The organism is Nostoc sp. (assembly GCF_036916655.1).
Classification (GTDB): domain Bacteria; phylum Cyanobacteriota; class Cyanobacteriia; order Cyanobacteriales; family Nostocaceae; genus Nostoc.
This window is the reverse complement of sequence record NZ_JBALFY010000068.1, coordinates 110,601-122,784: the sequence shown is the minus strand read 5'-3', so window position 1 is coordinate 122,784 and position 12,184 is coordinate 110,601. Positions and strand designations below refer to the sequence as shown.

Genomic DNA, 12,184 nt, shown 5'->3' with positions numbered 1-12,184 from the left:
ATGAGTAATCTTATAAAGGATAAATTAGTAGATAGTATTGTTATTGAACTATCTCAAGATGAAAATTTATTGAAACTAATGGTTCAAATTACAGAACCAAAAGAGTTACTGATTTTAACAAGCTCACTTAACTTCTTTGGTTGGAGCGATCTATTGTATATTGCCTCTGGTGTGGGGGATCAAGAAGGTGTTGGAGTTGACGGAACTGGCTTTCGATATCCCACTGATGAACTAGATCCAGGTGAAAAACCCTTGGAAGGAGTAGAAGTCTACAATCCTCTTGGTGAAGTTCAGGTAAGTATTCCAGCTTTTGAGCGTCTTATGCTCCGTTACTTTCGTACACTAATCTCTGAAGCGAAAAAACTCAATAACCCAATAGTTGAACAACCCTGGTGGAAAGAATTCGTTGCAATCACTAAAAAAATTGAACAAAGGCTTGATGGCGCTTCTTGAACCAGTGAGATCGCTTCTGTGGCTATAAGCTCTATTCTGTCTGATTTCTAATGTGTAGCCAGGGATAAGCGATCGCACTACACGATCGCTCATCGTTTGACTTGAGGTGCGTAGTTTACCGCCGCAGGCATCGCCAATATTGTAAAGTAGGTATAGCTGAAAAAAGCACTCACCAAAAGCGTAGTGGTGAAGGGGTCACAGTCTGGCGGTTCCCGTCGATTGCGTTAGCGACGTTAGGAGCGTCACCCCCGAACCCGTTGGCGCAGCCTCTCGTAGAGAAGAGTTTGTCGATAGATATCGCTTACAATTAAAGTCACTCCTACTCCGACAAAAACTCATGCAAATCGTTCTGCCACCTGAAGTAGAAGCCCTAGTTCAACGCCAAATCACTAGCGGTAAGTATCAGAACGCGATCGCAGTTATTCTTGCAGGCATCAAACTTCTGGAACAACAAGAAGACATCTATCAAGGACGGCTGCAAGACCTGCAAGAAGAAGCGCGTACTGGGTGGGAAGCGTCCGAGCGGGGCGAAGTTGTTGATGGCTCGGTTGCAATGGCTCAAATTCGTGCCAATGTGCAATCGCGCTACGGTGTTTCAGACGAAGCATGACCAGACAGTTTCGCCTTACCAAACCCGCAATTCAAGACATTGAACAGATAGCGGATTACATTGCTACACAATCTGGCTTGGCTAAGTCTGAGGTTTTTCTGAGTAAGCTGGACGCGAAATTTGCCAAAATTGCTCAGTTCCCTGGTCTCAGACGACAGCGTGATGAAATTTTACCTGGTAAGCTAAAACACTTCTAATTTGCATATTAAAATTTTCTTAATATCATGTGGGGTGGGCATCTTGCCCGCCCTGATTATGCAACTTTAATGCTGATTAGCTTATCCGTAGCCTCTCAATAGACAATTACCTCATCCTCTATATGCCCATAGGGCAAGATTATATGCCCATAGGGCAAGATGTGGAGATTTTTCGTATTGTCAGTGGCTATCGAGATATCAAAGCCCTATTTCACGACTCTGATTCTTGATTGGACTTATTAATATTAATTCTCTCCTTTGATTAACAAGCCTCGCGATCATCTCCACCCAACTCACTGAAGCAGAAATTGGCGGTTGGGTTTTATTGTAAATTTACACTTTCCCAAATCGCCGCTCCCTTTGCTGGTAGGCACACAAGGCGCGGTGAAACTCTACTCGGTTAAAATCTGGCCAGAGAGCATCAGTAATATAAATTTCTCCATAAGCCATTTGCCAGAGCAAGAAATTTGAGAGGCGCATTTCTCCACTGGTGCGAATTAATAAATCTGGGTCAGTAACTCCGGCTGTGTACAAGTGGCTCTCAAACACCTGCTCATTAATTTCATCAGGTTGTAGCATACCTTGCTGCACTTGTTTGGCGATCGCCTGACAAGCTTGTAAAATTTCTTGTCGTCCACCATAATTAGTTGCTACTGAAAACCGGATACCGCGATTATTCTTAGTTTCTTCCATAGAACGCGATATTTCTTGTTGGAGCGATCGCGGCAGGTCTTGCAAATTCCCCACAAACTTAATTTGAACATTCTCTTCGACCATTTCCCGCAGTTCTTGGCGCAAAACTCTTTGAAACAGAGTCATCAAAAAATCTACTTCTTCCTGCGGTCTTTTCCAGTTCTCCGTTGAAAAAGCATAAGCTGTCAGCGCTTGAATTCCCCAATCCTGACAACAGCGAAGTAAATCCTTAAGAGCATCTACTCCTCGCTTATGACCCATAATTCGGGGTAGACCCTGACGTTTAGCCCATCGACCATTACCATCCATAATCACCGCCACGTGCTGCGGCAATAGTTCTCGTTTTAAGTCAGTAGGCAAATCTTGCAGTTTAGTTTGTTGTGCTGTCATTTTTTATCTCGAGAAGCGGTCGATGGTAATCCGATTAAACGTGAAACCAGTGCTAGTGTCTTCCCACCTATCCGACGAAGAAAACTCAACAGACCAGGAGCAACAGCTTCCCGATCGACGTTTGGGGACAAAAGAGCCTCTAATGACTCTTTCAGCTTCCTAATCGTCAGCGGTCTATTTAGGGTTCCCCTTTCCGCTAAGGAAATAGAACCAGTTTCTTCAGATACGACGACACAAATGCAATTTTCGACCCGCTCAGTAATTCCCATTGCCGCCCGGTGGCGTGTTCCCAACTGGCGCGAGGCTGTGCGTCCCGAAAGTGGTAAAATTATACCTGATGACACGATCCGTGAGCCACGAATCAATGTCGCTCCATCGTGTAACAAAGTTTTCGGCTGAAAAATTGTCTGGATCAGTTCTTTAGAAACCTCCGCATTTAGCTTTACTCCTGGCACAGAAAAATCTCGCTCATCAATTGGCCCTGTGGTTTCCACAATTAGTAAAGCTCCAATGCGGTTTTTTGACAATTCTTTAACAGCCTCAACAATTTCATCAATTACACTATCAGATTTGGGGATTGCCAGACGGTCGGGTTGAAGTAGCTGACGAAACTCGCCACGCCCCAATTGCTCCAAAAACCGCCGAAATTCCGACTGTAAAGCAACTGCCATCGCTACAGCACAACCAATCACTAACTTTTCCAGTACAAAACTGAGCAGAGGTAGTCCGAGTCTGCCACTTAGTGCTGAGGCTAGCATTAAAAGAATGAATCCCCGCACCATCCAAAGTGTTCGGCGCTCACTAATGATAACTAGTATCATATACGTCAGCACCAGCACTAACACAATATCCAGAGTCCCAAGTAGCAAGGACTGTGACCACCCCAGGTTTGCCAGCCATTGCTTCCACCAATCTCTCATGACATCTGGATTAAACTTTTGCCTCTAATTACGGTTGGTCATTAGTCATTTGTCCTTTGTCATTTGCAAATGACCAATGAATAATGACTAATGACCAAGGACTAATGACTATTTCTTTAATCTTTCTGGTAGGCGATCTTGTCGAATTAAATCTTCATAAGTTTCACGTTGCAAAATTAAATTTGCTTCGCCATTCGCCACTACGACTGCTGCCGGTCGGGGCAAGCGGTTGTAGTTAGATGCCATACTGTAATTGTACGCACCAGTTCCCATAACTACGAGAATATCTCCTGGTTCAGTCTTTGGGAGGAGAGCATTTTTAATCAGAATATCTCCTGATTCACAATGTTTACCAGCAATTGTGACTGTTTGGCTTAGGGGAGAAGACATTTTATTGGCAACAACTGCCCGATATACTGATTGGTAAGTAATCGGGCGAGGATTGTCAGACATTCCTCCATCAATTGCCACGTAAGTACGAATTTCTGGGATAACTTTGGATGAACCAATAGTATAAGCAGTGACGCAAGCTGTGGCAATTAGCGATCGCCCTGGTTCACTCAGTAATTTCGGCAAAGGTAGATTTTCGGCTGCACAAGCTTCTTGGATTACTTGACAAATTGCCTTTACCCACTCTTCAATACTGGGGGGATCGTCTGATTCTATATATTTAATCCCTAAACCGCCACCAACATTTAACTCTGTAATATTTAAACCAAACTTCGCAGCATCTCGGAGCCACTGCACCATCACAGCAGCTAAATCTTGATGCGGTTGGCGCTCAAAAATTTGGGAACCAATATGAGCATGTACTCCTACGCAATTCAGGGCAGATTGTTGACTAACAAAGGTAAAAACTTCATCTAAATCATTGGGATCAAAGCCGAATTTGCTATCTAAGTGTCCCGTGCGAATATATTCGTGGGTGTGACACTCGATACCGGGAGTTAGCCGTAGCATGACACGAATAGGCAGAGAGGATTGGAAGGATGAGGGGGAATTTACTTCCCCTGCTCCCCTGCTCCCCTGCTCCTCTGCTATTTCCACAAGGGTATGTAATTCATACCAGTTATCCGCCACAATGGTGACACCAGACGCGATCGCTAAAATTAATTCTTCACGAGATTTATTATTTCCGTGAAGATAAATTTTATCGGGACTAACACCAGCTTGTAAGGCGGTGTAAAGTTCGCCTCCAGAAACTACATCGATTCCTAAACCTTCAGAAGCAGCGATCGCACAAACTGCTAAACAATTCCAAGCTTTTGAGGCGTACAATACTTGAGATTCGCCCTTGTAGTATTGCTTGAAAGCATCTCGGTATTGCTGACAAGCCGAACGCAGGGTTTCTTCATCTAAAATATATAAAGGTGAACCAAACTGCTCAACTAGGGTCGTGACATCACACCCACCAATTTCCAGGGAGTCATGATTATGGACTCTGGCAGTCAAGGGTAAAAGTTCTTGATTAGGTGATGGATTTGCCTTAGTGTCGTGTCTTTGAGGTAAATATTGACTTCCAGAATGTTGAACCCCAGTGGGGTGAGTCGATACCATAACTATAAAAATTTTCCTTGTTCAAATTACGGGCTTTGAGTTTGTCTCCCGATTCCCAGTGTACAAAGGCTTTGTAACGTTATTCAATAAATGTGATCTCATTAGACTTAGAAATTAAATTACTGACATTAGAAAATCTCAGTGCTATTCTGGAACTCGATCGAGCTTGTTTTGGTGGACTTTGGACTCTGGACGGCTACAAACGAGAATTGGATAGTCCCAACAGCGATTTACTCGGTTTATTTTCCCCGTCCTCCAGCACAAGTTTGCTAGGAATGGGTTGCTTTTGGTCAATTTTAGATGAAGCCCACATTACAATTTTGGCGGTTCATCCTCAATATCACCGTCAAGGAATGGGTGCGGCTTTATTATATTTACTCATTAAGACAGCTTGCGATCGCAAAATGGAGCGAGCTACCCTCGAAGTCCGAGCTTCCAACTTGGCGGCAATATCTTTATATCAAAAATTTGGCTTCAAAACAGCTGGGCGGCGGCGGCGTTACTACCAAGATAACGATGAAGATGCTTTAATCCTTTGGCTGCCAGATTTACAACACCGCAAATTTAAAGCAACTTTAGACCAATGGTATTCCATTGTCAGCGATCGCCTCGAAAAATCCTCTTGGCACTTGCTTTTTAAGTAGTCGGGCATTATTAATTTTGAATTATTGGGGCTGGCGATCGCCCTCAGCAAAAAAATGCAACATTACTAAGCTATATTAGATTTGAATTTATTATAAATAACCTGATTATTTATAATAATAAAATATATAAATTGTTTTTGCTTGATATTAAGAAATATATACGTTATATATAAATGTTTGGGATTAAATCAATAAACCCTTACTCTAAGCAGCCTGCTATTTGTAATAAATCCCAAAAACGCTGGTGAACTAAAGCTCCTCAGTACACTAGCCAGATAAAGGTAGTCAATAGTTAATAATTAGCCCATCAACTAAAGTCATAGCTTCAGGATGTCTATAATCTGTTATACAGGCATCTAAAAGCTTTGCCTGTGCTAAAATCAGCATACCGGCACGACCGCAGATGATGGGATAAAGCCATGTTTGAGCGCTTCACTGAAAAAGCCATTAAGGTAATCATGCTGGCCCAAGAAGAGGCCCGCCGTTTAGGTCACAACTTTGTCGGAACCGAGCAGATCCTCCTGGGTCTGATTGGCGAAGGCACTGGAGTGGCTGCGAAGGTGCTGAAATCAATGGGCGTCAATCTCAAAGATGCCCGAATCGAAGTTGAAAAAATTATAGGACGGGGATCGGGCTTTGTTGCCGTGGAAATTCCGTTTACGCCACGGGCAAAGCGAGTTTTAGAACTCTCCTTGGAAGAAGCACGCCAACTGGGGCATAACTACATTGGCACCGAGCATCTGCTGTTGGGCCTAATCCGCGAAGGGGAAGGCGTCGCAGCCAGGGTGCTAGAAAACCTCGGTGTGGATCTATCTAAGGTCAGAACCCAAGTCATTCGTATGTTGGGAGAAACTGCCGAAGTTTCACCAGGTGGCTCATCCGGGCGCACAAAAACCCCAACTCTGGATGAATTTGGCTCCAACCTGACCCAGATGGCAATCGATAATAAGCTCGATCCAGTGGTGGGACGCGCTAAAGAAATTGAGCGGGTGATTCAAATTTTGGGTCGCCGAACCAAAAATAACCCAGTGCTAATTGGGGAACCAGGGGTTGGTAAAACGGCGATCGCTGAAGGTTTAGCTTCACGCATTGCTACTAAAGATGTCCCTGACATCCTCGAAGATAAACGCGTCGTCACTTTGGATATTGGTTTGCTCGTAGCAGGAACCAAGTACCGGGGTGAATTTGAAGAACGCTTGAAAAAAATCATGGATGAAATCCGCTCGGCGGGTAATGTCATTCTCGTGATTGATGAGGTACACACCTTAATTGGTGCGGGTGCAGCCGAAGGTGCTATTGACGCAGCGAATATCCTCAAGCCAGCTTTGGCCAGAGGTGAGTTGCAGTGCATCGGTGCTACAACCCTAGATGAATACCGGAAGCACATCGAGCGAGATGCAGCGCTAGAGCGGCGTTTCCAGCCAGTGATGGTTGGCGAACCGACAGTTGATGAAACAATTGAAATTTTGTATGGTCTGCGCGAACGCTACGAGCAACACCATAAACTGAAAATCTCCGACGAAGCATTAGTAGCGGCGGCGAAGTTATCAGATCGTTACATTAGCGATCGCTTCCTCCCAGATAAAGCCATCGACTTAGTTGATGAAGCTGGTTCTAGAGTGCGCTTGATTAACTCCCAACTGCCACCCGCAGCCAAAGAGTTAGACAAAGAACTGCGTCAGATATTAAAAGAAAAAGATGACGCGGTGCGCTCTCAAGACTTCGACAAAGCTGGAGAACTGCGCGATCGCGAAATGGAAATCAAAGCTGAAATCCGCGCGATCGCTCAAAGCAAGACCAATGCAACAGGCACAGAAGGTGAAGAACCTGTAGTTACAGAAGAAGACATTGCCCATATTGTCGCTTCCTGGACTGGAGTACCGGTGAACAAACTCACCGAATCTGAATCTGAAAAGCTGCTGCACATGGAAGACACCTTGCATCAGCGTTTAATTGGTCAAGATGAAGCTGTGAAAGCAGTTTCACGGGCAATCCGTCGCGCTCGTGTCGGATTGAAAAATCCCAACCGACCCATAGCTAGCTTTGTCTTCTCTGGGCCTACTGGTGTAGGTAAAACCGAGTTAGCGAAATCCTTAGCTGCTTACTTCTTCGGTTCCGAAGAAGCGATGATCCGCTTAGATATGTCCGAATACATGGAGCGTCACACCGTCAGCAAGCTGATTGGTTCCCCTCCAGGGTATGTTGGTTATAACGAAGGTGGTCAGTTGACCGAAGCCGTGCGGCGGCGACCTTACACCGTGGTGTTGTTCGACGAAATTGAAAAAGCCCACCCCGATGTTTTCAATATGCTGCTGCAAATTTTGGAAGACGGTCGGTTAACTGATGCCAAAGGTCGCACGGTAGACTTCAAGAACACCTTGCTGATTTTAACTTCCAATATTGGTTCTAAGGTAATTGAAAAAGGCGGTAGTGGTATCGGCTTTGAATTCTCTGAAGATGCCAGCGAGTCAACTTACAACCGGATTCGCTCTTTGGTCAACGAAGAACTCAAGCAATACTTCCGTCCAGAGTTCCTCAACCGACTCGATGAAATTATCGTCTTCCGTCAGTTGAACAAGCCGGAAGTGACCCAAATCGCCGAAATTATGCTCAAGGAAGTATTTGGTCGTCTGACGGAAAAGGGTATCACCTTAGAAGTCACAGACCGCTTCAAAGATCGTTTGATCCAAGAAGGTTACAGTCCCAGCTACGGCGCAAGGCCATTACGTCGGGCAATTATGCGCCTGTTAGAAGATAGCCTAGCAGAAGAAATTCTGTCTGGTCGTATCAAAGATGGCGATACAGCCCTTGTTGATGTGGATGAAAATGGCATTGTCCAAGTTAGTTCTCAACAGCGCCGGGAATTGTTACCCCAAGGTGTTGAGTAAGATTTAGGATTTGGGATTTAAATCTCAAATAGAAAATTAGAAAACGGTAGAGCAATAAATACTCTACCGTTTTTTTGTGGGAAAATATCTGGGTTTGCAATCGCTATGTTTTGATTTTGCTCGTAATTCTGGAATCTAGCTGTTTTTAGCTTTCATCTGCACTAATACCAAAAAATATTATATATTGGTATTATACAGGAGGAAATTGTATGCAAAAAAATACAAGTGTTAGCTTGGGTGAGCATTTTGAAGCGTTTATTGCCAATCAAGTTGACAGCGGTCGTTTTGCCAGTGCCAGTGAAGCGATTCGAGCGGGACTACGCCTTTTAGAAGAGCGAGAAATAAAACTTGCCGCTTTGCAACGAGCATTGACAGACGGGGAAAACAGCGGATTTGCTGACTATTCTCTCTCAGGATTGCTTGCAGAACTTGACCGTGAATAGGGCATGTCAGCATTTCGCCTTACTGAATTAGCCACTCAAGACTTGCTATCAATCGGTCGCTACACCCAAAAAACATGGGGAACTGAGCAGAGAAACCGTTATCTTGCTATCTTGGACGATTGCTTTCATCTCTTGGCACGAGAGCCACACAGAGGACGAACTTGTGATGATATTCGCTTAGGATATCGCAAGTACCACATCGGACGACATTTGATCTTTTATCAGGAAACTAATAAAACTATCGATATTATTCGTATTTTGCATGATCGTATGGATGTGGAGTCTTATTTCAACGAAGACTAACCCAAAGACAACCTATTCCTTAACATGAACTGCAAACGCGAAAAAATAACAGCAAGGAGCAAGAACGTGCAATATCTTGTTGATTAAGGGGAATATAGTCCCATCATTAACAACATTGCTGAAGCTGATTGAGAAATAAAGTTTTAGCTTAATTCATGAGATAAAAACAGAAAATTTCTGTTATTTTACCTTTTTCAACAGAAAAATTTAAACCTCCAGGGCTGGGTTCTTCAACTATGTAATTTAAATTAGTAACTTTACCATCTTCGGATATTTCAGTTTTTCCATAGGTTCTAATTACTTTTGATTGTCTGTCACCTACTTTTAGTCCATCTATAGTGGAATATTTAGAACTAGTTGCTTTGATTTGATAAACAGTAAAGTTACCTGGTTTAGCACCTTCATCTAAATCAACTGTGATGCCTGCATATTTCAGAGTACGAACTTTACCAATAGCAGCTATAAAGCCATTTTCTAGTTTTACAGGTTTACCTAAAATCTTTCTGACTTGTGCCTCGGACATAGAAAGTTTCACTCCGCCTATTCCTAGACGTTCAATAGTTATTCCTGTTGATTGATTATTCGTATTCTGAGAAATTTGATATTTAGTGGTGGTAGCGTTTACTTGACTATGGGTGTAGCTAGTCAAGGGAATAACAAAAGTAGCGATGCCTACGGCGATGTGCGCTAACGCTAACGAAATTTCTCTTAACATAATTGCATACTCGACTATTTTATAGTTACTAAGCTCTCATTTCAGCCTGTGTATCAGTTTTATCACATACTTTCTGGCGTGTCTTTATCTTCAATCAATCGACTGATTCGGAATCAGATTTGAAGTGCATTTAAAATGGGAGAATATCAAGAATTATTGGGAGGAATCAATCGTCATGAGTGTGATAGTTGCTAAGTGGACGATTGACGAATATCATCGCATCATTGACGCTGGCATTTTGAGCGATCGCAAAGTTGAACTACTCAAAGGAGAAATTGTCGAAATCTTCGCAGAAGGAGAACCTCACGCTTATAGTAGTGGTGAAGCTGGTGACTATCTAGCAAAGTTATTGACTGGACGAGCTAAAATTCGTCATGCTAAACCAATTACCCTACCCAACGATTCAGAACCAGAACCAGATATTGCCATTGTTCAACCTTTAGGACGCGAGTATCGACAGCATCATCCATATCCAGACAATATTTTCTGGTTGATTTAGTACTCTAACTCTAGTTTAGAAAAAGATTTAGAGACAAAAAGCAAAATCTATGCAGAAGCCGGTATTTTAGAATATTGGGTTGTTAATCTAAAAAAGTTACATCTGATAGTATTTCGAGAAATCTTAGATGAAGAATACGCAACAAAACTGACATTAGCTGGGGGAACAATTCAACCGCTTGCATTCCCAAATGTTTTTGTTGCTATGGAACAAATTATTAACAGTTAAGAGAATTTACAGCCTTTATTATCTCTTTGAATATACACTTGGGTTAAGGGCTACTGGCAACAATTTTTGGTTTTTGAGACACGATAAATCGCCGTCTCTACAAGTATTTTGTTGCTCATTCTGAACTGTATGTTGGTATAGGGTTCATTCATATTTGTTGATATTTTATTCAATCTAAATCCTTGCCTACTAAGGCTTGTATCTTACCAAGCAAGGATTATTTAGGACTTGTCTCTATACTGTAGCCATTACTTTTAATACAATCCTACCCAGGACAATAAATTTTCCCACCAAGAATATCTTAAATTACCGACACTCAGGCTCATTTTGTTACGAATGTCTTGGATTTTCCAGTTGGTTAGTTTAGCTAAAGTTTGCGCTTCTTGCTCAAAACGCTTGGGCAAAGACCGTTTATATTCTCTACCCGCCTGACATTTTAGTTCCCCTTGGAACGGATGTTGCAAAACATAACGCCCTTGGAAAGATTCTCTGTTGGCAGTTTGTTGAAATATCAAGTCTTCAGGGAATTTGTCGCGAGTGTAGCGGACATGCAGTCGAGAAATGAAGACATTATTACTTCTGGGAAAGGGACGACGAAAGCTGGGGCTGACTGGCATATCGCTTGCAGAATTATCATCTAGCCAAAATACGCCTGCTTGTTTGAGTTCCTCTGGGGTTAGGGGTTCAGCAGAACAAGGATCGCAACTACTCATATCCCAAGCGTATTCTAAAAAACCAACTTTCCTATCTTCTTTGGTGTAGGCAGTTTGAAACATGGATTTGTAGAATTCTCCAAATTCTTGTTTGACAAACAAGGGAATATTCACGTCGGAGGGAATTTTCACAGTCCGATAGTTGGTGATTTCTGCCTGTCCTTGGGGTGAGAGAATATAGACAATCAAATCCTGCTCTTTTGTGGCATTGATCATACCTAAACGAATTGGCAGCATGAATTTAGGCGATTGGTAAGAAATTTGTAGCGGCCGGAGGAACTGGTAGCCAGATTGCTCGAATTTATCTAAGTTAACTTTGGCAACAAAGAATTTCATTGAGGAGCGAATATAAGGCTGAAGTAACTGTTTCGCACCTCTGGGAATTTTGTAGCCATTGCGTTTGAGCCAAGTTTCCAATCCGCCAGATTCTTTTGCACTGAGGATCACAATGTCATATTCGCCGACATTAAAACGTGCTTCGACTGTCACACCTAAACTAGCATTGCCCCTTGCATTCCCAGCCTCGCTTCTCGCGGCAGATGGTGCTGGTACTGCATCCATCCGATCGTAATTACCTGTTGGGGCACAGGGATCTGAGTCAAAATATTCTACCAATCGCGGCGCACTAAAAGCATCTAGGCGCTCAATAATCTTGGGTTCAGTCACGTGAACTTGTTCTTTTTGCAGCACCGTTGGCACTGGTATTACTATTGCAAAATCTTTGACTTCCCCTTGAAAGTCGTTTGCCATTGTTAGAACAGTGCGATCGCCATCTCGCGCTATCACTACCTGAGAAGCTTTGTTATACAGTTTTGTATCAGCTTTGGCTACATAAAATCCACAAAATGCCCAAGCTGCTGGTGCAAAGCACAAAACAGCTACAATTGCTAACAATAATGGTGTTAAAAGTCGAAAAAATTTCATTTTATAC

General features: G+C 43.0%; 12 protein-coding genes and 1 pseudogene. 8 read left to right on the top strand and 5 right to left on the bottom strand.

All coding sequences use genetic code 11. The annotated features are described in order from the left end of the window. The 3 genes from V7L31_RS18790 (at position 1) to V7L31_RS18780 (ending at position 1,260) form a co-directional block, all read left to right on the top strand. Positions 1-453, top strand: a complete 453-nt coding sequence (locus tag V7L31_RS18790) for a hypothetical protein (RefSeq protein ID WP_334697636.1) — start codon at positions 1-3, stop codon at positions 451-453. Positions 454-790: 337 nt separating this feature from the next. Then, complete coding sequence (locus tag V7L31_RS18785; protein ID WP_334697635.1) at positions 791-1,063, top strand: ribbon-helix-helix domain-containing protein; 273 nt, start codon at positions 791-793, stop codon at positions 1,061-1,063. Beyond that, on the top strand, positions 1,060-1,260 hold the full coding sequence (locus V7L31_RS18780; protein ID WP_334697634.1) for a type II toxin-antitoxin system RelE/ParE family toxin: 201 nt from the start codon (positions 1,060-1,062) through the stop codon (positions 1,258-1,260). The genes V7L31_RS18785 and V7L31_RS18780 overlap by 4 nt, the downstream gene beginning before the upstream one ends. 333 nt (positions 1,261-1,593) lie before the next feature. On the opposite strand, the gene V7L31_RS18775 is transcribed toward V7L31_RS18780, so the two are convergent. The 3 genes from V7L31_RS18775 to lysA form a co-directional block, all read right to left on the bottom strand. Further along, positions 1,594-2,343, bottom strand: coding sequence for an isoprenyl transferase (locus tag V7L31_RS18775; RefSeq protein WP_334697633.1), 750 nt, complete (start codon positions 2,341-2,343; stop codon positions 1,594-1,596). Further along, complete coding sequence (gene cdaA / locus V7L31_RS18770; protein WP_334697632.1) at positions 2,340-3,263, bottom strand: diadenylate cyclase CdaA; 924 nt, start codon at positions 3,261-3,263, stop codon at positions 2,340-2,342. The genes V7L31_RS18775 and cdaA overlap by 4 nt, the downstream gene beginning before the upstream one ends. 108 nt (positions 3,264-3,371) lie before the next feature. Next, positions 3,372-4,820 (bottom strand): diaminopimelate decarboxylase, encoded by a 1,449-nt coding sequence (gene lysA / locus V7L31_RS18765; RefSeq protein ID WP_334697631.1) that lies wholly within the window; start codon positions 4,818-4,820, stop codon positions 3,372-3,374. A 92-nt stretch (positions 4,821-4,912) separates the two neighbouring features. On the opposite strand from lysA, the gene rimI reads away from it, so the two are divergent. From rimI to V7L31_RS18745, 4 genes are all read left to right on the top strand, one after another. Continuing rightward, a complete protein-coding gene (rimI, locus tag V7L31_RS18760) occupies positions 4,913-5,464 on the top strand; it encodes a ribosomal protein S18-alanine N-acetyltransferase (protein ID WP_334697630.1) in 552 nt (183 codons plus the stop codon). A gap of 419 nt (positions 5,465-5,883) precedes the next feature. Further along, positions 5,884-8,352 (top strand): ATP-dependent Clp protease ATP-binding subunit, encoded by a 2,469-nt coding sequence (locus V7L31_RS18755; RefSeq protein WP_069071487.1) that lies wholly within the window; start codon positions 5,884-5,886, stop codon positions 8,350-8,352. 209 nt (positions 8,353-8,561) lie between these two features. Then, positions 8,562-8,795 (top strand): type II toxin-antitoxin system ParD family antitoxin, encoded by a 234-nt coding sequence (locus V7L31_RS18750; RefSeq protein WP_334697629.1) that lies wholly within the window; start codon positions 8,562-8,564, stop codon positions 8,793-8,795. Positions 8,796-8,798: 3 nt separating this feature from the next. Continuing rightward, complete coding sequence (locus V7L31_RS18745) at positions 8,799-9,098, top strand: type II toxin-antitoxin system RelE/ParE family toxin (RefSeq protein WP_334697628.1); 300 nt, start codon at positions 8,799-8,801, stop codon at positions 9,096-9,098. A gap of 148 nt (positions 9,099-9,246) precedes the next feature. Here the strand turns inward: V7L31_RS18745 and V7L31_RS18740 are convergent, their stop codons facing one another. Continuing rightward, entirely contained in the window at positions 9,247-9,813 is a 567-nt protein-coding gene (locus tag V7L31_RS18740) for a hypothetical protein (protein ID WP_334697627.1), read from the bottom strand. 175 nt (positions 9,814-9,988) lie between these two features. Between V7L31_RS18740 and V7L31_RS18735 the strand changes: the two are divergent. After that, a pseudogene (locus V7L31_RS18735) lies at positions 9,989-10,540 on the top strand (Uma2 family endonuclease). Positions 10,541-10,794: 254 nt separating this feature from the next. On the opposite strand, the gene V7L31_RS18730 reads toward V7L31_RS18735, so the two are convergent. Next, on the bottom strand, positions 10,795-12,177 hold the full coding sequence (locus tag V7L31_RS18730; RefSeq protein WP_334697626.1) for a DUF2330 domain-containing protein: 1,383 nt from the start codon (positions 12,175-12,177) through the stop codon (positions 10,795-10,797). Positions 12,178-12,184: the final 7 nt, after the last annotated feature.